Origin of the sequence: Brevibacterium sp. FME37 (assembly GCF_014897485.1) — a bacterium.
Lineage (GTDB): Bacteria > Actinomycetota > Actinomycetes > Actinomycetales > Brevibacteriaceae > Brevibacterium.
In genome coordinates this window covers 19,788-39,926 of record NZ_JABUYE010000021.1, presented here as the reverse complement: position 1 = coordinate 39,926, position 20,139 = coordinate 19,788, and the positions used below count along the sequence as shown (strand labels likewise).

The window sequence follows — 20,139 nt, the reverse complement described above, 5'->3', positions numbered from 1 at the left end:
CGAAGGAGTTGATCATGAGTACCGACACGACTGATCCGTTGGCCGTAGCCGAGGCGATGATGAAGGAACGCCGTGACACGGTGAAGTCACTGGCGAAGCTCGGCGAGGAAAAGACGGCGCTGCAAGCGAAGATTGCCGACGTTGAAAAGCATGAGGGCGATGCCTACGAGCTGGCATTGGCGTCTGGATGGTCGCAGTCGGAGTTGAAGAAGATGGGCTTTACTCGCAAAAGCGGTCCCCGAAAGTCCAAGAGAACTACAGACTCATCGGCATCGGTGACACCAATCAACGGTCAAGAAGTGTCGGCGTAGACGACACCAGCAAGCAACTGAGGCCCGCATCATTTGGTGCGGGCCTCGGTGTTGCCGAGTCACTTCGGCAACCCGACCAACTTGTCGGGCCGGTACCCGGACCAAGCATCATCCGGAGTGATGACAACCGGGGCCTCGAAAAACCCGCGAGCTTTTGCTTCGTCCACGAGACCCGGCTCGTCATCGAAGCTGCGGTAGGTGATCGTCACGTTCCGTTCCTTGAGAACTCGTGCTGTCGAATTGCACTTTGGGCAGCGTGTTTTTGTCCAGAATTCGATGTTCATGATGTCCTCCTGTGCTGTGGGTGATTGCACGAAGCGCCCGGAGGCAGGAGTATGGCCGACGTCACCGAGGGAACCCGACGGAGACGAAATGTTTTCTCAGCGAGGAACGAGCGTCCCAGAGAAAAGGTTTCGCCGTAGGAGGGCACACTGTGCCGACATTGACACCGGCCATACTCCTGCCTCAGCATCGTGGAAGAAATCACCCGCAGCACAGGAGACTCAGCCACACCGACGCCAAGAAACACACATCGCTTCTACTGTCGAACATGGACTAGACGGAACGTCGCTTCTTCCCCAGATCGGGGTTAGCCGCGATCTCCCCGCGAAGCAAACGACTCACGGCGGACGGACTCACGCGCACCACTTTCGCGATTTGACGCACCGTCCACTTCTCCTCACGCAGCTTGTGGATGTGCTCGGCCGCCTCGGGACTGATGTTCGACTTCCGGCCACCGTGCCGGCCATTCGCGCGAGCGGCCTCCAGGCCAGCTTGGGTGCGCTCTACAATGAGCGCACGCTCGAACTCAGCCAACGCGGCGAAGATTTGGAACACAAGATTACCCGCTGGCGTTGTCGTATCGACTGGGTCCGTCACGGATCGGAACGCTACTCCTCTGGTCTTGAACGTTTCGATAGTCTCGATGAGATGTTGCGTCGAGCGGCCCAGCCGGTCGAGCTTCCACACGACAACCTCATCACCCGCAGTTATCGTGGTCATTAGTCGATCCAGCTCTGGACGAGTCTTCGTCGATCCGGAAATATGGTCGATGAACATGTGGTCATCGTCAATCCCTAACGCGCGCAGCGCGTCGAACTGTAACTGTGGATTCTGATCCACGGTGGAAACACGAACGTACCCATAGGCCGTCAACAGCCCACTCCCTCTCGTAACAATCTGCCGCCTGGATTCGCTTCGCTAGAATCCAGTTGCCCTCACAAGAACAGCTACCGCACGCGATCACGACGTACCTCATCTGCGGCGGTTCAACACGCCCATTAACTCGCTGTGTGGTGCCTGCATCATCTCCGTGGCGATAGCCGGCTCTCGATCAGCAACAGTTGGGTGCTGATCTCAAAATGGTGGTTCTCCCGCGAGGCCATGGTCTTGGTTCTTCGCTTGTGACAGAGGTTCGGACTGCCGAAACGCTTGCCCGGTCTGCTGCGCACTGGCCCTGAGACCAGCTTTAGGCCCGGACTGGGGCCGGTTCTTCAACACCTTCTCAAACGAACTCATCGCCTGAGTATCAACAGCGTTCGTCACCGGTGATTTAGTCGGTAGACCATCAACCGCCTCCGCCCCGACACGTTTCCTCACAGTGTCAACAACGGTCGCAATGTGCGCGTGGTCATCCTCACTCGGCAGCCACGTTTCGAACCGTTGCCCGTCTTCATCATTTATGAAACGCTCGTGCGGATTCTTCCCCAATGTCTGCTGAACGACGGATGCGAAATCTTCCGACCGAACAGCTGCTTGCACATCGCCAGCATGAGCGACCACTAATTTTTCCAGGTCTGGCTCAGGACCAACATCAGGCTCCTGCGTCGACGATGGAGCATTCGCGTATGCGGCGTCGAGCCGTGCTTCGTAATCAGCCACAAAGCTCTCGGCATGAGCTAAGCGCGCGTCCTGAGCCTCGGCACCAACTTCGTCACTTGGGGTGAGCAACCGCGATGCCAATTCCTTTCCCTCCGACTGTGCTTCCTCAAAGGCGCTGTGCTCGTCCTCTCTCGTCACGCGCCCCTGGTACTCAACATGAGTCTCCAGCGCATCAGAGAACTCACCGGTCACTCGGTACGAAGGCAGCGAACCGTAGTCTTGCATGGTGTGGCTGTCTTCAACACCGTATCTTCCAAGACTCCAGTGTCCGTCCGGGCCGAAATCAGCACTGAATACCGCTCCCGCGTCCTCGCGGCCAGTCCCAATCGTGATGCGCTGACCCTCGCTCGCCGCAACCACGCGCAGCGCGTCGAGGACATGTTCGGCAACGACAGCACCATCAGAATCAAGCAACACCGGAGACTCATTATCTATTCGCAAAGGGCCGTCACTATCGAACTGAGAATGGTCCTTCGGCGGAATCCAAGCAAGATCGTTCTGACCACCCAGCACTGTCTCCAGCGCTTGAGTCAACGTCGAATGCACCGACTCCTTGCCACCATGACTGAGGCGAACATTTGCTATGTCCGGCCAGTCCTCCTGATTCGGCGAAAATTCCAAGGGCGTGCGCTGACCAAAGTAGCCGTGAGGCCTATCAGGGGTGAACTGCTCGACAGACACGCTTCCACCCATAGCGTCTTCCACATCTTGAATCCCCTCAGTGAACACATCCACCGCGTCTGATTCAAGAAAGCGGAGTTGATGAGTCAGCGGCGTCGGATCGGCCGCGTCGTTGCTGACTTCCTGAGTGAGCTCGGCAGCATAACCGAACTCAACGGCAGATTGAGCCAACTCCCGATGCGCGGTCCAATCACCGGCAGGCAGCTCAGCTGCTTCCATCTCAAACGTGTGCAGAGTGCGGGGGCTGATCATGATCGTGCTCCTATCGTTCGATACCTGAATGTGTAGAGAACTATGTACTGCCGATTCTACCGGTAATGTACCGAAATAGGGGGGTATCACGGGATTACGGGACAATTGATTCGGGACATGTATTTCGGCACAGCCGTGCCCCAATCTCTACAGCAGTCTGTGAGCTTCAGCGATAAATGGCGGTGTTCTTTCAGCGCTCTGTGACGGTCGTTCACTTCTCTATACGCAAGCCGGAACTTCCAATGAGTACCCGCTATGGTCGATGGTTCTCAATGCGTAAGAATGGGCCCATGAACGAATTCGAGCCATCTGCACCGGTTAACCGTTATGAAGCGAGTGACGCTTGGCGCACGGTCGATAGGTACTTCACGTCGACTCTTGTCGGGGAAGACAGTGCCCTAGTCGTGGCGCGTGATTCGGGCGACGAGACAACAATGCCGAATGCCGAAGTCGCAGCTAATCAGGGTGCGTTCCTAGAGTTGTTGGCCCAGATCGCTGGTGCTCGACGTGTACTTGAATTTGGCACGCTAGCAGGATATTCAACGATCTGGCTCGCACGGGCAGTCGGCGAGCAGGGACAAGTGGTCACGCTCGAACTAGAACCACAGAACGCTGCAGTCGCTGAGGAAAATTTTCATATCGCTGGCGTTTCACATCGAATCGAGACGATCGTCGGACGAGCAACGGAATCGGCAGAGCGGCTGATCCATGATGGTGCCGAACCTTTCGACTTCGTATTCATCGATGCCGACAAGCCAAACAACCCCGCCTACCTCGCGGCTGCACTAAAGCTCACACGTTCCGGTGCAGTCATCGTCATCGACAACGTCGTTCGTAACGGAGCTGTCGCTGACGCTGCCAGCGCTGACCCTAGGGTTCAAGGGGTACGTGCTGTCGCGGAAGATATTGCAGCCCATCCCGACCTGGACGGCACGGCACTCCAGACAGTAGGCGAAAAGGGATGGGACGGACTCATTATCGCCCGGCGACGCTAAACCAGCCGTAGCCCAATCGCAGAAATGCTCAACATGGCCTACCCAAATGGATACTTCCCCAATGTGCGCTCCATCCTGTCTTCTAATGAGGTGCGATTTGTGAGTTTTAGCGAGGCGGTGCCTTTCCATTGCACAGTGGTGGTCCAGACGCTTTAGGGGCTCGGCATGTCCTGGTAGGTTGCGAGCATGAGTGATCGGCAGCATGAGCGTTGGCAACGAGGCGACAGAATCTTCTGGACTTACCGCGACCCAGACTTCCCCGATCTCGTGGATCAACGGCCGGTAACTGTAATCGCTGATGATGATCAACACCTTGCAGTGTGGATGGCCGCGGGGACTCGAATGCTCTATCAGGTCAGCAATGATGGGCAAGATCTGCGCTCCCTCAGCGGGACAGATCGCTTCACCGCCCCGCGGGCCCAAGCAGTCAGAAACTGGGTAGGCTCCGGGATACTTGCAGTCTTCCAGGCAAACACCATGTACTCCGTCTGGTTCTTCGAGACGAAGCCGGGAGTCCGTAACTCTTATTACGTGAACATCGAAGAAGAATTCACACGGTCTGATTCCGGTATCGAGACTTCAGACCTCGTGCTCGACGTTCTGGTGAGTCCTGATCGCATCTGCACTTTCAAAGACGAGGATGAACTTGAGCTCGCCCACCGCGCTGGGGTGTTCTCGACAGCTAAGGTGGAGCAGATCAGACAAGTGGCACAGCAAGCCGTGAAAGATGTCGAGCATTGGGAATTCCCGTTCAACGCCGGATACGAGGGCTTCCAGCCGGACCCGGATTGGACGGTGCCTACTTTGCCCACTGATGCCGACTGGGAGTTTGAGGATGTCGCAGGGAGAGGCTAAGTGGGAGACTGTCGATCGGCTCCTGGTTCACGAAGGGCGTGTGGTGCTTTTCGACCACACGGTCACTCTCCCCGATGGCTCGCCAACTCACTACGAAGTTGACGAGAGCATTCCATTTGCAGCCGCGGCACTCGTCTTCATCGACGATCACGTGTTGGTCACTCGGCAATACCGCTACCCGATTGATCGCTGGATCTTCGATCTGCCCGCGGGTGGGGCCGAAGATGGTGAAGAGCCGGTAGACACGGCCCGTCGCGAACTTGAGGAAGAAGCGGGGATTGTGCCGGTGAGCTTGGTTCCCCTCCACACTTTCTTCTTGAACCCTGGCCGGACAAGCTGGCCCGTGCACGTGTTCTTCTCTTCAGGAGTAGCGACAACGGGGACCGCAGCCCGGGATGATCCCGCGGAGCAAGTCAGCGCTGTTTGGCTTCGAGTAGAAGAGTTGGACTCGTTGATTGCAAGAGGTGAAATCGTCGATCCGACGCTGATCATTGCGCGAACGATGGCCGCAAGCCGCGGACTTATGCCGCCTCCTAAACCTTTAGTTTTATGAGACGACGAACTCGTTCGGTGGTGACAACTCCGTGAGTCGCAGCGGTGAGTGGCGTGGTTTTTCGCAGTGTCTAGTGGCCAATGACGAGGATGCTGTAGAGATGCCACCAACTTTGTACATATCGCCGAATACATTGGTTAAGAAGTCGCCGCCTGCCTAGTTCGACAGTCGGTGCCGGAGGAGGCAGAACTCGTTGCCTTCTGGGTCAGCAAGGACTTGCCAAGATTCTTCGCCCGTCTGGCCGACGTTCGTTGGGCAGGCACCCAGCGCTAGCAGACGGTCCAACTCGGCGTCCTGGTCGCGATCCACCGGGTTCACATCAAGGTGTAGGCGCAAGGGTGCTGCCTTCTTCTCGGCCACGGGCGCGAACACGATGGTCGGTGCCAGACCGCCAAATCCCGATTCCGGGCCGATCTCGATGTCACCGCCGTCGCGGCCCAGCTCGACATATCCGAGCACTTCGCACCAGAAGCGGGACAGCATCTCGGGGTCGTGACAGTTCAACACAAGTTCGGAAAGGCGACAGCTCATGTGTCGAACCTAGACATAGGCAGCCGGTATGGCAACCACCCGATTGAATACTTGCATACATTTTCCCGAGAGCGAGTAGGTGTGTAATCTGCCCGGACAGGTCGAAACAAGATCGACATCTCTACAGGTGCCGGCAGTTGTTTCGTCGGTGATGGCTCGGCTAATACTTTGGATCTGTGGCGACGAGCTCGACCTTGAACCGCTCGGCGTTGTCTAAGAATGCGGCGTAGTGCTCATCGCCGCCTGCCCACGGGTGACGATCGACATAGAGCTGATTCCAGCCATGCTGCGGTGCCGCCTTCCACAGGCGATCTACGTCCCGTGTTGTACCCGCGTGGAAAGCGAGGTGGTTGAGTCCGGCAACACGGCGATCATGGGTGCCGTCTCGGGGAGCGTTGGCGAGCACGATGTATGTCGAGCCGTGCCGCCAGCTGCGTCCACCACTCCACTCTTGGTAAGGCGTGTACCCGAGGACGTCGAACATCCATGCCCAGGGGCCGACGGATGCCTCAAGATTCGAGACTTGTAGCTCAACGTGATGCAGCAATCCGAAGTCACCCATCCCGCTATCTTCCTTGGAAGTAGGCCCGTCAGCAACAAGAGTGGCCTTTTTATCACTGCGAGGTTGAAGTCGGTGTCGACTAGATGACTGCTCTACCATCCCAGTTCCTTGGTAGTGGGACACCGAAGACGAGCAACCTCATCGATCGGGCCAGAGCCTGAATTTCCGTCCCATAAGTAAGGCCCAGATCAACGTCCCATCTATTCCGTGCAGACACGAATATTGGTACGCTGGGCGCATGGAGTTGGGATACGCGCGGGTTTCGACGGTCAAACAAGACCTGGATCGACAGATCGATGCTCTGACCCAGACCGGAATCGCGGCCGAACGGATCTATGTGGACAAGAAGTCTGGGTCCACGGTCGACCGCCCCGGACTGCGCGCAGTCATGGATTACGCCCGCGACGGTGACGTGATCGTCGTCCACACCCTCGATCGGCTCGGGCGAACCGTTCGCGATACTCTGAACCTGATCCATGACCTCTCCAAACGCAACATCGGCGTACGCAACCTCGCCGACCCGATCAGGGTGGACTCGTCGAACCCCGATGATCCAATGGCGCAGCTGTCGGTAGTGCTACTGGCATTGTTCGGACAGATGGAACGCACATACACCCTGGAGCGTGCCGCCCACGCTCGAGCGGTAGCGACCGCGAAGGGCCGACGCATCGGACGGCCCTCCGTGGTGGATCCGGACAAACTGGCCTACGCCGAGCACCTACGCACGACCGGACACACCATCGCCGAGATCGTGGCCAAAACCGGGATCACTCGCACCAGCCTGTATCGCCACCTACCACCGCGGCCTCCCGAAGCAGTGACAGTCGCGCCGGAAACTGCCGCCGATCCCGGTCCCGAGACCTAATCCTGGACTGGTGATCGTCATGGCGCAGAGAACCCCACAAGAGAGGCTCGCTCTGATGCGCCAACACGATGACGGTGTCCCCTGGACACAGATCGCGACCGAATCAGGCGTGCCAGTGCGAACATTGGCACGCTGGGCCGCGAAGTATCGCGCTATCCCGACGTCCAATGGCCTTCAACGCCTCCGGCGAGCTGACAACGGTACCAGGCGAATACTGCCCGAGATTGTGGAGATAATCGAAGCTCTCGCGCTTCGCCGCCCCGAGCCCACAGTCGCGTACGTTCATCGCCGAGTCAGCGGCATCGCTGCCGATCGCGGACTGCCCGCGCCAAGCTACTCCAGCGTCCGGGCGATCATTGGAGCTATCGACCCGGGCCTGCGCACACTCGCCCAACACGGCGATGCCGCCTACCGAGACCAGTTCGAACTAGTTTTCCGCCGCACCACAGCGAACCCAAACGAACAATGGCAAGCCGACCACACACTCTTGGACGTTGCGGTACTCGACCAAGCTGGTGTGCCGGTTCGGCCGTGGTTGACGGTGCTGCTGGATGACTACTCCCGTGCCGTCGCCGGCTACACCCTCTTCCAGGGTGCCCCATCAGCCGAACAGACAGCCCTGGCACTACACCAAGCGGTCAATCAGAAGACAAATCCTGCCTGGCCGGTATGCGGCCTGCCAGATGTGCTCTATTCCGATCACGGCTCGGACTTCACCTCCGTCCGCCTCGAACGAGTTTGCCTGGACACACAGATACAGCTCATCCACTCACGGATCGGCGTTCCGCAAGGACGAGGGAAGATCGAGCGGTTCTATGGCTCCATCACCACCGAGGTCCTACCGCACCTACCCGGGTATATCCCGCACGGAACGAACGGAGAACCCCTCACGGACCCGACGCTCAGTCTTGAGCAACTCGACGCGATCCTGGAAAGATTCATCGTCACCGAATACAACCAGCGCCCCCACTCCGAAACCCACCAAGCGCCCGCCCACCGCTGGGCAACCTCCGGCTTCATCCCGCGCGCACCAGCACGACCGGAGGACTTGGACCTACTTCTGCTGACTGCGGCAGCTACAAGGAAGGTCCAACGCGACGGGATCCAGTTCGCCTCCACCCGGTATGTGTCCCCGGTACTGGCCGCCTACGTCGGTGAACAGGTCACCGTCCGGTTCGACCCGCGCGATGTCGGCGAGATCCGCGTCTATTTCAGCGATGACTACCTCTGCCGCGCGATCGCTCCCGAACTCGCCGCCGAGTCCGTCTCGCTACGAGAGCTGCAGGCTGCCCGGTCGCGACGTCGCCGTGACCTCAAGCGACAGCTGCGCCACCGCCGCAGCCTCGCCGACGCGCTGCCGATTGACAACCGTTACGTCCCGCCTGAACCACCCGAAGCGGAACCGGTCGGCGTCGAAGAAGTCCCACCACGACACGGATTGCGTCTCTATGCCACCGACTGACCCAAAACACAGTCTCCTCAGCAAGGACGATGACGGAAGCCGATTCCTTTTCGGCGATTTCGGGGAGATCAACTCCAGCGCCCCGCCACGGCCCGACTTGCCACCGTTCCAGACAACTCATGAGCATCGCCGCTTCGCCGAGTTCGCCAACGCGGTGCGCACCCATCGCTATATCGGCCTGTGCTGGGGGCCACCGGGAGTCGGCAAGACACTCTCCGCCCGGCACTACTCGGGTGTCGATGACTGGGAACAATGGGAATCTTTTTTCACCGACACCCTCGGCCCTGTGCCGGAACGCGTTCTCGAGGCCCGAACCGCGTTCTTCACCCCCACGGTCATGGCCACCCCGAAACAAATAGACCAGGGCCTGCCACGAGCATGCCAACGCATCTCCTTCGCCGTCGACTTCGCCGAGCACGGCATCGTCGACCCCTACGTCCATACCGAGTCCCGCTCCAGCGGACGCACCGAGCTGCTCATCATTGACGAAGCCGATCGTCTCAAGGCCACCGGCTTTGAACAAGTCCGTGACTACTTCGACCATCACCACATGGGCGTCATCCTCATCGGCATGCCCGGTATCGAGAAACGCCTCGCCCGCTACCCGCAGCTCTACAGTCGCATCGGCTTCGCCCACGAGTACCGCCAGCTGACCGCGGACGAACTCACCGCTGTCCTGGCCAGACGACTTCCTGCTGAAGGCGGCGCAACCGACGGCGGCGTCGCCCACGCAACTGCCATCGCCACTATCGTCCGGATCACCGCAGGCAACTTCCGCCTCGTGGACCGTTTACTCACCCAGATCGAGCGCGTGCAGACAGTGAACGACCTCAACGAGTTGACACCCGAGGTTGTAGAGGCGGCTCGGCAGGCTCTCCTCATCGGCCACTAAACGCCGCGAGAAGCGTGCCATTTACCGCTGCGACTCACAACAGCAGTCCCGCATACGACCGTTATCGGTTTCTCTTATTTCCCTTCTGCCAGCTTCTGATAAGCGGGGAATAGTAGCTCGAGCCGTTGCTTGTCGCTGGTAAGGCGTCGAGATGCCCCAAAAGCCCGGTCGACTTCGGCGTCGAGGGCATCGTGCGCTTTCTGAAGGCGTTTGAAGCCGCCCATCAGGTAGGGATCGTATAGATCAGCCAGAGATTGATCGGGACGCTCATTTCGTGCGTCGAGGATCGTTTTTCCTGTTTGAACAATGCGTCGCCGGAGTCCCTCGTCGAGTTCAGGAACTGGGAAAGTATTCCAAGTCAACGTGTTTGAGAAACGCGGGTCTGACTTCATCCGCCCACCGACCGCTCTTTGCCAGGTGATGAACATGGACGAAGAGAGCAAAGCGAACAGCAACCCGTCGTTGTCTGGCGCCACAAAAACCAGGTTGGAAGCGACTACCTCTGGCTGAAACCTAGCGACCGTCCAGTAGTGGCGGCTCTCACTGACAACGCTAGGAATGCAAAGATACGGCACGTCTGGCTGCCGGTTCTCGATAAATAGGGCCGGTGTACGTGCGGCCTCGCGGGTGGACTTCTTTTTGCTGGCAGCGCGGAAAGCGGTTACTGCGTCAAGGTGCTGCCTCATACCCGGAGAAGCACGAAGATCATTTGCCGTCAGGTCCTCAAGCCACAGGCACCAGCGGTCGACGTTGTGCAGCATCTCCCACGCCCCTACGAACCGGCGAAGGTATTTCGCCGCAACAGGGTCGCCGTCAAGCCCACGTGTGCCTTCCTCAGATTTGAACACGAGATTCCCACCGTCTACTGGCTTAGACCCGTAACGAACCGGCGGAGCCACTGGTGAGAGTGGTTTTGTTGCGCTCCTGACTAAGACGTTTGGTCCGTCGACGAGGTAAGCATTGATGCCGACGGTCACACGTTGGCTCTTGGGCTCACCTTTCACATTCGGATAATCCCAGAGCCGTTGCCGAGCCGTTGAGTCTCGGGTGAATCCGACGATGACGCAGTGCACAGCGGCTTTACCAGGCGCTTCGGAGTCCCAGGCGAAAGTGCGATGTGCGAACTTGATGCGCCATCTTTCGCGGTAGAGGGGTCCAAACAGTGCGGGAACAGGCTGGCCCTGAGTGATGCTGTTCGTGGTTACGTAGGCGAACTCACCCGGGCGTTCGGCGAGGAGATTTTTGGCCTTGGCGTGCCAGGCGGTCACGTAGTCGAGATAACCGTCGTAATCAGCGCCCCATGCCCGCTTCATGTCCGCCGTTTGCGCTTCGGTCTTCGTGTATTGACCAATGAAGGGCGGATTGCCGAACACGAACGTGCGACCCGCTGGCTGTGGTAGTTCTTCGTTCCAGTCCAGGTCCAACGCATTGCCATGGATGATGGTGGGAGTAATTGTGATCGGGAGACGGTCCGGGGCCTCTCCAGTTCGCGCAGCCAGTTCTCGGTTGGCCTGGTGGTCGACGAGGAACATCGCAGTTTCTGCGATTTTGGCGGGCCACCAGTTCAGCTCAATACCGTAGAACTTGTCGATCGTCAGCATCTGATCCAAGGTGACGTCGACCGTGCCCGTAATGGAGCCTTCTCTCCGCCTGCGTTCCACGATCAAGTCGGTCTCAATCTGGCGCAAGTGAGCATAGGCGACGTTGAGGAAGTTTCCGGCTCCGCATGCAGGGTCAACGTAGATGTTCGAAGCGATCTCGGTCTGCAGTCGTTGCAGTGGAGCAACCTGGGAAGTGTCAGCGATGAGGCGGTCGGCTTCTCTACGGTAGTCGTCCAGGAACAAGGGACTGAGGGTTTTGAGAATGTTCTTTTCGCTGGTGTAGTGCTCCCCGTCTCCGCGTCGCGCTTCCTTCTTCTTTACCAGCTGGAACATGGCACCGAAGATTGCGGGGCTGATCGTAGTCCACCGGAATCTAGCCGCATCAAGTAGCACGTCTTTGAACTCTGTAGGCACGGAATAGCCGAGCTGTCCCGAACTGTCGAAGATGCCACCGTTAATATAGGGAAACCGTGCCTCGAGTTCGGGCAGGTTACCTCGGTACTTTCGTGCACGCGTGGGCTTATCGGTGTTGAGGAGTTCGAAGAGTCCGTCCAAAGCAGGGCCAATGTTTTTCGAGGTGACGGACTCGATCCATCGGTAGAACAGGTCCTGCTCCCATAACCCGGCGTCATCGCCGTAGAGGAGGAATAGCAGCCGGGTCATGAGCACGGAGGCTCGTTCAGTGTCATCGTCTTCGTCTTCGGGAGTGGTCGGGGCTTCGTCGCCGACTTCTTCGTCGGCCTCTTCTCCAGCTAGCGTGTTGAACAAACGTGCCATGATTGTGGCGGCCTCGATAGAGGCGTTTTCCTGTTCCCGTTTCGTTAGCGTCTCGACACCGGCGAAGAACAATAGCTGTTCGAGATGATCTGGCACTTCCTCAATGGTGAACCGTAGCGTCCATGACTCATCTCCAAGACGATCTAGGCGGAAGTTCTCGAAGTCGGTAGAGATGATAAACCGTGGCCATTCATGGGAACTGACGCTGCCGCCGTTGAGGTAGTCGAGTGCTTGGTCGTAAGCAGTATCAAGGTCCTTGTCTAGACTTTTCGCTTCTCCTATGACCATCCCGGACCAGAAGAAATCAATGAATCCTGCCCCGCCAGTAGAGCTTCGGTTAGCGTTGCGTTCGAACACATCGACGCGTTCGGAATCGATGTCGAAGCAGCGCATGAGGTCGGACCAGAACTGTTGGGCGTGGCGCTTTTCCGAGCTGGATTGGGTGCCGGCTGCACGCCACCCAGAGATCCTATTGCGCCAAAAGGCCGAGAACTCAGTTAGCTTACGGTGGATAGCGGGCCGGTCGATGACCTCGTGCATAGGTGCTGCCTCTCCGTGTACTGAGCCACAAATTCTTGTCGGGGAAACGTCGTCCCCACCGTCTTGCTCAACTGTACTTCGGCATTGAACAGCATGACTGCTTTTGTAATGACACCACTTCCTGCTTTGCTAGAGGAATCCGCGCATGATCAGCGCTGCTCAATCCTCGGAGTGTGGCGGGCTCTTGATAGCGTGTGGCGGGAGCGAAAATGACGTATGCGGCACGGGTAGGTCGGTGTTGCATACAGCGATCAGCGGCTGCGGCTATTCGGGCTAAGCCATCAAGCTGTTCGTCTTCTTTCGAAGAGATCGATGGCTATCGCCATAAGAATGGTTGGTGCAGCAACCACATCATCATAGAAATCGTCGGGTGGTAGATCGAATGCGATCTCGTATTGCCACGCCAACGCATGAGCGAAGCCCGAAGTTTTGCGCCAAGCATCAAGAATGGGCTTCCTGTAGTCGTTCGCGTCGCCACCCCACCCATTCAAAAGTTCGGCAATCTCGAAGAGTATTGCCGAATTCTCGACCTGCCGACCGGGATTGAAACCGTGTTGAGTCATAACGTTCTCGATCTCGGCGATCTCGGCCTTGGCGAGTTCGCGAAACGCTGTTGCGACCTCGGTCATTTTTGGATCGACGGTTTTTGTATATACGCCGTCTTTGTCAGCAAAGGCTTTGAACTGCTTGATGTTCTCCCGTGACAACCTGAGCCCATGCTCAAAGCGAATGTCGGCGTCGTCAGGTTCGAGCAGCCAGATCGCGAGAGATGCAGACACCATACCGGTTCGTGAGAGCACTGAAAGACCCGTCACATTGAGACCGGCACGTTTCTGACGATTTTCCATATCTACGATCGCACGAAGAGCATCAACTCCGGTATTAAGCGCTCTGACAACCATCTTCCCTGCATCGAAGTTGCCGCCTCCTTCAACTATCGGATACCGGCTGCTGTCGGAGTGAAGAGCAGATCCAAAATCGCAGTTCGGATTCTTACTGAAGCGGGTGATCCATCCGCGAATCGTTTTGTGATAGTCCGTGATTGGGTCCAACTGGTTTTCCTTGCACTAGTGACAAACACGGACCTCACATGCGCCATAATAGAACGTATGTCCTATAGGCCGATTCAGTTCAGTGGCAGCATTCCTAACACTCAACGTGTCCTCAATGGGCTTGAAGCTCGGGATCTGCCTGAGAAGCCGAGAATACAGGTTTGGGCTCGTCTTGTATGGGAGGTCGATGGCCAAGAGTGGAAGGAGGGATGGGCGACTCGCCTTGATCCGGAGGTGGCAATATTTGTTGAGCTTTCAGATTCTCGGTGCAGATTTACCGGAGTTTGGCTGAACCCCAGTGATGTGTGGTGGGAGCGAAAATGAGCGTTATCGGCACAACGGCGGACTGCGCCACTCACAGTCCGACGAGTCCGGTTCCATTTGCAATGGAGGTCATTCAAAACCTCGAGTTGTATCATGACGATCCGCAGCCTCTTGAGTGGCCTCTACGAGCTGATTCCAGCGACGCTGCTTTTCGGAAGACATTGCTTCTTCTGGTCCGTGCTTGAGGAAATATTCCATCGCCTCCGAAGCGGCGGCAACCCAGGCTTTACCTTCTGCGATATCCGACATTGCTGCTCCCTCTACTCATCTGACCCGACACTTAGTTCCTTCATTATTACCTACGATGGACTGTCCACCCTCCCCTCGGATTTAGCGAGTTCGATAAGGTTGTGTGGTGAAGTAATGAGGGCCGCAAACAGTCCGCCTGTCAGGAACAGGGCGACCAATACACCGACACTCTTGTCATCGCTGGGTGTAGAGAAGTTCCCTGCCACACCGACAGCCGCCACCGCGAAGATGACTCCCATCGTCACCAAGGCAGTACGCTCGGGCTTCAAAGCTTCTACGGACCATGAGAGGCTCCGCGCCCAAAGACCATGCTGCCGCGCGTATGCCGCGCGCCAGATCATCACAGCAGCGGAGACTACGAGAATCACAAAAGTGGCCAATTGCTCGGCAGGATGATCCACAACCCAAAAGAATCCTGCGGCGAACGCAGCATAGGCGGTGCAGGAAAGTAGCTGGAGTAGCTTCATGCTTCATCAGCCTCTTTGTAGATGACGGTCGCTGATTCGTTGACAGCGAGCAGTGCTCCTGCCTGTGCGTGCCAGTACGAACTGGGCATCACTCCCCCGGCCGCGAAGTACGGGGATTGCCCCTCGTCGGAGAAGTGGGGAATGACCACGGGTGAGCCTGCGTCAACTGTTTCCTGCATGACGCGGAGGTCGTTGTCGGCCAAGTCTTCGAGCCTTTCGATCAGCTCGACCGTTCGCGGCGACACGGCACGGACTCCGTTCGCGGTGCGGCGTAGCTCTCGATAGTCCCAGCCGGTGATTGTGGAGAGCTGCTTCAGGCTCAACCCGAGTAGCGTGAGGCGGGATCTCATCTCTGCATTGTTCATTGGAGTCTTCTTCTTTCAGATTTCGTCAGGGGGTCATCCATCGGCCAGCACAAACTTCACCAAGCGCATGACGGACAGGGACGCTTCCGGGTGGAAGCCAAGCCAAACATCGGGACAACCATCATCTATTCTGACGCTTACTGTCACTTGATTCTCGCCATGCTCTCGCCTCCAATGGATAATCTCGTGCGGTCGCCCAAATCCCTCCGCTTTTTCGAGCCGGTCAGCAAACTCTCGATCACGGTGAAGATGGAAAGCAATTTGAGGGTCATTCCGATCAAGCACGAGCCGGTCAGCAGGCCGTATCCCCATCGCCTCTACCCTCATTGGTTCTTCAAGTCGTTCGATCATGCTTCCACCTCTTTTATCGCATCGTTGAGAATCTTGATAGTGGTCTTCCAGGTCTCTAGCCTGTCATTCCAGTCGGGTCGTGCATGCTCGCTGTCGATCCAGGACTGGTGTGGTGCCCCCTCGGGCATGAGTTCGAACGGGCGATAACAAGCGAATGAGTGCTGCGCGAACCGCTCGGACTTCTCATGAGGGACGCTGGTGTAGAACTCGACCACGCGGGGCCGGTCGGGGTGATCTTCGATCAGTTCGGCCAGTTCGTCCCAAGACATATGGCCAGTCTGCTCCTTGGCTCTGACACTGATTCCCTGCTTGTCCCAGGCGGAGTGGATACGTTCACCAGCCCGTCCGATGTTCTCGTCAGTGCTGTAGCGGGGTTGCCAGTCTGGTCCGAGTGCGGCAACGAATTGGAGCGAGTGTCGCATCTGGTCGCGGAGAGCGGTGAGCACAAACAGCTTGCTTGCGCGATCCTGTGCTGCGTTGCCTCGCGTCTCCCCTGCTATCTGGTCGAGGAGGTCGAGCTGATCATCCATCATGCACCTCAATCCTCTGGCAGTCTTCGCACGTGAGGTTATGGAGTGTGACGATTTCCGGTGAGTGGTAGAGCCAGTCATCAAGGGGTGTGAGGATATGGGGTCCGTCACCGTGGGCGATAGCGGAACGGAGGTAATCGCCTCCGTGGTTGCGGCATACGACGCGGCCGCCCTCGTTGATCCAGACTGACTTCTCAGCGGTGTACTTGCTCATGATGTGTTCCTCTCGGTGCGTGCCGGGGGCCGAAGCCCCCGGCTAAGTGTGTGGTGGTCAGCCTGCGTTGAGTCCGTCGTAGACCAGGCGGTCAAAGTAGAGCTCCATGTCGCCGGAGAAGACCGGTTCACAGTCTTCGCGTGCGGCGGTCTCGACTGCTTCGAGCACCCACTCGTGGTGGATGCGGTACGTGCTCAGCGGCTCGGTGAGGTAGTCGCGGAGGACGCGGGGATCGTCTCGCACGGAGTCCTCGAAGTCAGCGATTCCGGCTTTGACGATGCGAACGAGTTCCTGGCGTTCGCGGGTGATAGTGGATGTCTTGAACATGGTGTTTTCCTTTCGGTTGTGCCGGGGTCCATCCCCCTGGCTACACCTCCAGTCTACACCCTCATATGAGGGTGTAGCAAGAGGATGATTCACTCTTTTTCGAGGCAGTCCGGGTCGGTCATGTCGTAGCCGCCGAACGGCGAGTAGCCGGGGACGTTGCGTGTGCCGATTCCGGTTCGATGAGTGCGGATGGGTGCGCCGGGAACTTGCCATTCTTGTGGGTAGTCGGAGGGAAGCTTCGGCTTGCGGTCGAGGTTGGGGCGAGTGAGCACCGGCAGCTCCCTCCATCCGGGCCAGCAGTGGTCATGATAGGAACGGACAGCTCCCCCCTCACCCTCGGTTGGCTGTGTCCACCACTGGCAGTCGGAGCAGTACACGCGGTAGAGGTAGCCGGTCACGCAGCAGCAAGTCTCGCCGTAGTGGTCGCATCGCAGGTCGGCCTGCATTACCCAGGCGGAGTGCGGCTGATCGACCCCGAACGGCTCGCAGAAGGCGGGGTGCCACATGCGGGAGCGGCGCACACAGTCGAACCGCCCGTTTTCGTCAGCCCACGCCTCGTATGCGTCAGCTAGTTCAGCGGCGGTGAACTCGGTGCTGTCGGTGAATGCTCGGGGCAGGTGTGCGGTGCGCTCGGCGCGCTCGTTGGCTTCGAGGACGGTGAAGATGTCGAGCTGTGCAGTCATGGGATTCGCCTCCTTTGGCGTGCGCCGGGGGCCGAGGCCCCCGGCTGTGGCGCGGGTGGCTCAGGCTGTGATGACGGTGGACTTGGAGACAAGGCCAGAGCAGGCGAAGAATCGAATGTCCCAGGCTCCTGCGGGACCGTCCTCGGCAATGAAATCTGCGTTGTAGTCATCGAAGAACGCCTGCGCGGAGTCCCAGGCTTCTGGCCTGCCGACGTCGAAGAAGGGATGGCTGCGGTAGCGAGCGAGGTGCTGGCAGTCCGGGGCATGGACCTCCACTGCCTCATCGCGGCCTGTGTTGAGGTTGTCTGTGTTAATGAAGACGATGCTTGACATGGTGTTTTCCTTTCGGCTGTGCCGGGGTCCGTCCCCCTGGCTACACCTCCAGTATACACCCTCTTATGAGGGTGTAGCAATAGGAAGGAAAGGAATATTGCAATATTTATGGGTTTATGGTTTGGTGTCGTGTCTCCGTTTTGTCGTTGCCTCAAGAGCTAACATTTCGTCATCGGCTATGGATCAATCGTCTTAGTCTTTGCTCGCTCAACCCCAGCAGGGACAGCCAATGAATGGTCACATGTCTCTGAACGGCGTGCATCTCCTAGCCACAACGGTCAGTGCGGTAGAAGTTTGTCTCAGGGCAACCGAAATCGCGGAGCGCAGCGGAGGGATTTTGGGCGGCAGCTCTTCCCCGGTCACATCTCCCGCCTAGCGGGCTCTTTCTCAGCTCAGCGCTCGTGTCCCTGGCTTCGATCATTCCGTAGTGACTGCGATGAGAAATCCCGTCGACTCGGATCTGCGGGTGTGCCCTGCTGGTTCGTTGTTTTCGGTGAGCGACTTTTCCTAATCAGCTCCAACGCTGCCTGGGTCTGAGGGTCAAGTCCTAGCGTCGCGTCTTTACCCGTCGCCACAGAGTCGTGCTTGGCGGATTCGAGGGGTGCCCCAATGACTTTGCGCTGCTTCGCGTCGACCATCTCTGGGTTAGCGACGGCGGACTGTCGCTCATACACCTGATACGTCTTTACATTGGAATATTCGGTAGCCAGCTTTTCGGCATTTGCCCTTGGCTGTGACTGTCCGTTGCCGAACACTCCATCAACATATTCCGAAGGCACCCAGCGGCCACCGAGCGCCTGATCGGGGTCTCCTTTGAGCATTCCCATGTAGCCGGTCTGCCACCTATGTGCCACGGCCTCTTTGGAGACGTCGGCAGGTATTTCAACATCAACCACGCTGACTGAGTAACCATTGCGCTGGAGAAGGTCTCCGATAGCTTCTGCGGAGGATGCGCTGGAGAGCACGGTATCAACGACGATGTTGTATCCCTGGTCGACGCAGAACTCACGGGCGCGCTTGGCTAGAGTCGATGATTCCTCGTGAACCAGCGAAGCGAATTCCAAAGGGCCGAACACCTCACCGGATTCTTCAAGGTCCTTAACGAAGTCAGGCTTAAGGTCCCGATGCAGACTTCCATCGCTAGAGGCCCGCGTGAGAATCCGCTCTTTGAAGTAGTCAGCATCTATCGAAATAAACGTGTCCGGGTCATAGCCGGGGATGTTGGCGTAGTAGTCGGAGTCCTGCATGATCCGAGATTTTCCTGCTCCTGGGGGGCCGGCAAGCACCACTGCATGTTTGTCTTGTCCAACATTTGGTGCATTGGCTACTAGGTCACGCATGAGCTGATCGTGAAAGTCAGACCGGTCCGGCGTTGGTTCGCCGCCTTGGAACCAGCGTGGATTGTTCACGCTTGCGTATGGGCTGTTCTTCGCATCCAGCTCGGGGCGGCGTTGCATATCCATTGCCCAGCGAACATGGCGACTTGCCATGTCTTCGAGATGCTGTGAACTAATACTCATGCCTGCTTACTATGCCGCAGTTCAAAGATCGCTGCGTAGTCCTCCCGAGAAATAGTCCCCGCGTACTTGGCAGCAGAGACTTCTCTCCAGGTCGGCCCGTCTGCTTCTGGGGTGATCCAGTCGTATCCATCCGTTGCCGGTTCTTCGACAAAGGGGAACCGAGCAATCAGCTCGATCATTTTTTCGCGGGGCATCGTCCCGTCACTGTAAGCAGTGAAAATCTGCTGTGGAGTTAAGGCGTTCGTGTCGCTCATCAGGCCCTCCTTCGGCTGGTGCGTGGTGGCGCTTGTCCGGATTCTATTACGTTAGCTCCTAACGAACAGGAGGCACTAGAACTAGCTATTCGGCAGGATTCCAATCGTGCGGGTTCTCGGCTTCAATGCGGACCGAGGGTTCGCGCTTCGCTTCTTGCTCGGCCCCGTCGAGAATGAGCTCCAAGTATTCCTCTGGACCATAGTTGTTAGTGATTCGTCGTTCCTTGTAGCCGAGCTGGTTTGTCCACCAGCCGCCCCAAGTCAACGTCCGCGCCGCAGTCAGCGCATCGTCTCTGCGGTCTTCGAAGTCTTCCGATTCGAGAATTGCCTCCAGAACAGTGAACCGATCCCGGCGAGCGGACTCGATCAGCCCGGAACTCACCTGCTTCTCTGTGCCAGTCAATTCAGGAAGGCCATGCTGGTTCTCAAATGCTTCAGTGTCCAACATGAGTTGCCTGAGAAATGCTTCCTTGTCCACTTTCCGCGTTTCTTTGAAGCACTTGTTGCACACCATTCCATCATCGTCACTCCCTGCTTTGGTAGCAAAGAAGTCTGACTCTGCGAGCTGGCTGCGCTTCGAAGCTGCAACGTTGGACAGGTCCCGCTGTTCGGTGTGTCCACATTTGTATTTCACCGGAAATGAGGTCGGGATAGCCATGGTCAATCACTCCTAACGTATCTGGATACTCTTCACCTTCATTATACTATGAAA

General features: G+C 57.7%; 26 protein-coding genes. 7 read left to right on the top strand and 19 right to left on the bottom strand.

Annotation, left to right across the window (positions count from 1 at the left end; genetic code table 11):
* Positions 1-14: 14 nt before the first annotated feature.
* Entirely contained in the window at positions 15-311 is a 297-nt protein-coding gene (locus tag INT29_RS18335) for a hypothetical protein (RefSeq protein WP_193072825.1), read from the top strand.
* Positions 312-370: 59 nt separating this feature from the next.
* Here the strand turns inward: INT29_RS18335 and INT29_RS18330 are convergent, their stop codons facing one another.
* From INT29_RS18330 to INT29_RS18320, 3 genes are all read right to left on the bottom strand, one after another.
* Complete coding sequence (locus INT29_RS18330; RefSeq protein WP_193072823.1) at positions 371-595, bottom strand: glutaredoxin domain-containing protein; 225 nt, start codon at positions 593-595, stop codon at positions 371-373.
* A gap of 271 nt (positions 596-866) precedes the next feature.
* Complete coding sequence (locus INT29_RS18325) at positions 867-1,466, bottom strand: recombinase family protein (RefSeq protein WP_226842209.1); 600 nt, start codon at positions 1,464-1,466, stop codon at positions 867-869.
* A 201-nt stretch (positions 1,467-1,667) separates the two neighbouring features.
* Positions 1,668-3,125 carry a hypothetical protein gene (locus tag INT29_RS18320; RefSeq protein WP_193072821.1) on the bottom strand — a complete coding sequence of 486 codons (1,458 nt, stop codon included), beginning with the start codon at positions 3,123-3,125 and terminating at the stop codon, positions 1,668-1,670.
* A gap of 290 nt (positions 3,126-3,415) precedes the next feature.
* On the opposite strand from INT29_RS18320, the gene INT29_RS18315 reads away from it, so the two are divergent.
* The 3 genes from INT29_RS18315 (at position 3,416) to INT29_RS18305 (ending at position 5,528) form a co-directional block, all read left to right on the top strand.
* Positions 3,416-4,120, top strand: coding sequence for an O-methyltransferase (locus INT29_RS18315; RefSeq protein ID WP_167854374.1), 705 nt, complete (start codon positions 3,416-3,418; stop codon positions 4,118-4,120).
* 186 nt (positions 4,121-4,306) lie between these two features.
* On the top strand, positions 4,307-4,975 hold the full coding sequence (locus INT29_RS18310; protein WP_101596701.1) for a DUF402 domain-containing protein: 669 nt from the start codon (positions 4,307-4,309) through the stop codon (positions 4,973-4,975).
* 43 nt (positions 4,976-5,018) lie between these two features.
* Positions 5,019-5,528, top strand: a complete 510-nt coding sequence (locus tag INT29_RS18305) for an NUDIX hydrolase (protein ID WP_319020939.1) — start codon at positions 5,019-5,021, stop codon at positions 5,526-5,528.
* Positions 5,529-5,684: 156 nt separating this feature from the next.
* Here the strand turns inward: INT29_RS18305 and INT29_RS18300 are convergent, their stop codons facing one another.
* Both INT29_RS18300 and INT29_RS18295 read right to left on the bottom strand, forming a co-directional pair.
* A complete protein-coding gene (locus tag INT29_RS18300; protein ID WP_101596698.1) occupies positions 5,685-6,059 on the bottom strand; it encodes a VOC family protein in 375 nt (124 codons plus the stop codon).
* A 160-nt stretch (positions 6,060-6,219) separates the two neighbouring features.
* Positions 6,220-6,621: a VOC family protein gene (locus tag INT29_RS18295; RefSeq protein ID WP_101596696.1), complete on the bottom strand. Its 402-nt coding sequence runs from the start codon at positions 6,619-6,621 to the stop codon at positions 6,220-6,222.
* A gap of 238 nt (positions 6,622-6,859) precedes the next feature.
* Here INT29_RS18295 and INT29_RS18290 point away from each other — a divergent pair, with 238 nt between their 5' ends.
* The 3 genes from INT29_RS18290 to INT29_RS18280 are packed head-to-tail and all read left to right on the top strand — an operon-like array spanning position 6,860 to position 9,840.
* Entirely contained in the window at positions 6,860-7,486 is a 627-nt protein-coding gene (locus tag INT29_RS18290) for a recombinase family protein (RefSeq protein ID WP_135538707.1), read from the top strand.
* A 19-nt stretch (positions 7,487-7,505) separates the two neighbouring features.
* Positions 7,506-8,948, top strand: a complete 1,443-nt coding sequence (locus INT29_RS18285) for a Mu transposase C-terminal domain-containing protein (RefSeq protein ID WP_226842207.1) — start codon at positions 7,506-7,508, stop codon at positions 8,946-8,948.
* Positions 8,935-9,840 (top strand): AAA family ATPase, encoded by a 906-nt coding sequence (locus tag INT29_RS18280; protein WP_101596691.1) that lies wholly within the window; start codon positions 8,935-8,937, stop codon positions 9,838-9,840. Before INT29_RS18285 ends, INT29_RS18280 begins: the two co-directional genes overlap by 14 nt.
* Positions 9,841-9,914: 74 nt before the next feature.
* Here the strand turns inward: INT29_RS18280 and INT29_RS18275 are convergent, their stop codons facing one another.
* The 14 genes from INT29_RS18275 to INT29_RS18210 all read right to left on the bottom strand — a co-directional run bounded on the left by INT29_RS18275 (position 9,915) and on the right by INT29_RS18210 (position 20,085).
* Positions 9,915-12,758, bottom strand: a complete 2,844-nt coding sequence (locus tag INT29_RS18275) for an SAM-dependent DNA methyltransferase (protein WP_193072819.1) — start codon at positions 12,756-12,758, stop codon at positions 9,915-9,917.
* Positions 12,759-13,039: 281 nt separating this feature from the next.
* Entirely contained in the window at positions 13,040-13,810 is a 771-nt protein-coding gene (locus INT29_RS18270) for a hypothetical protein (protein WP_193072817.1), read from the bottom strand.
* A gap of 393 nt (positions 13,811-14,203) precedes the next feature.
* Positions 14,204-14,383, bottom strand: a complete 180-nt coding sequence (locus tag INT29_RS18265) for a hypothetical protein (protein WP_193072815.1) — start codon at positions 14,381-14,383, stop codon at positions 14,204-14,206.
* A gap of 50 nt (positions 14,384-14,433) precedes the next feature.
* Positions 14,434-14,850: a hypothetical protein gene (locus INT29_RS18260; protein WP_193072813.1), complete on the bottom strand. Its 417-nt coding sequence runs from the start codon at positions 14,848-14,850 to the stop codon at positions 14,434-14,436.
* Positions 14,847-15,200, bottom strand: a complete 354-nt coding sequence (locus INT29_RS18255; RefSeq protein ID WP_193072812.1) for a hypothetical protein — start codon at positions 15,198-15,200, stop codon at positions 14,847-14,849. The genes INT29_RS18260 and INT29_RS18255 overlap by 4 nt, the downstream gene beginning before the upstream one ends.
* 48 nt (positions 15,201-15,248) lie before the next feature.
* Positions 15,249-15,566 carry a hypothetical protein gene (locus INT29_RS18250; RefSeq protein ID WP_193072810.1) on the bottom strand — a complete coding sequence of 106 codons (318 nt, stop codon included), beginning with the start codon at positions 15,564-15,566 and terminating at the stop codon, positions 15,249-15,251.
* Positions 15,563-16,099, bottom strand: a complete 537-nt coding sequence (locus INT29_RS18245) for a hypothetical protein (protein WP_193072808.1) — start codon at positions 16,097-16,099, stop codon at positions 15,563-15,565. Before INT29_RS18245 ends, INT29_RS18250 begins: the two co-directional genes overlap by 4 nt.
* A complete protein-coding gene (locus INT29_RS18240) occupies positions 16,089-16,310 on the bottom strand; it encodes a hypothetical protein (protein ID WP_193072806.1) in 222 nt (73 codons plus the stop codon). The genes INT29_RS18245 and INT29_RS18240 overlap by 11 nt, the downstream gene beginning before the upstream one ends.
* Before the next feature lie 57 nt (positions 16,311-16,367).
* Positions 16,368-16,637, bottom strand: a complete 270-nt coding sequence (locus INT29_RS18235; RefSeq protein WP_193072803.1) for a hypothetical protein — start codon at positions 16,635-16,637, stop codon at positions 16,368-16,370.
* 89 nt (positions 16,638-16,726) lie between these two features.
* Entirely contained in the window at positions 16,727-17,320 is a 594-nt protein-coding gene (locus INT29_RS18230) for a DUF6349 family protein (protein WP_193072800.1), read from the bottom strand.
* A gap of 60 nt (positions 17,321-17,380) precedes the next feature.
* The gene (locus INT29_RS18225) at positions 17,381-17,653 is read right to left on the bottom strand and encodes a hypothetical protein (RefSeq protein ID WP_193072797.1); all 273 of its coding nucleotides are present in this window, start codon (positions 17,651-17,653) and stop codon (positions 17,381-17,383) included.
* Between the two features lie 392 nt (positions 17,654-18,045).
* Positions 18,046-19,173 carry a zeta toxin family protein gene (locus tag INT29_RS18220; RefSeq protein ID WP_193072795.1) on the bottom strand — a complete coding sequence of 376 codons (1,128 nt, stop codon included), beginning with the start codon at positions 19,171-19,173 and terminating at the stop codon, positions 18,046-18,048.
* Positions 19,170-19,427, bottom strand: a complete 258-nt coding sequence (locus INT29_RS18215) for a hypothetical protein (protein ID WP_193072792.1) — start codon at positions 19,425-19,427, stop codon at positions 19,170-19,172. Before INT29_RS18215 ends, INT29_RS18220 begins: the two co-directional genes overlap by 4 nt.
* Before the next feature lie 85 nt (positions 19,428-19,512).
* Positions 19,513-20,085 (bottom strand): hypothetical protein, encoded by a 573-nt coding sequence (locus tag INT29_RS18210; RefSeq protein ID WP_193072789.1) that lies wholly within the window; start codon positions 20,083-20,085, stop codon positions 19,513-19,515.
* Positions 20,086-20,139: the final 54 nt, after the last annotated feature.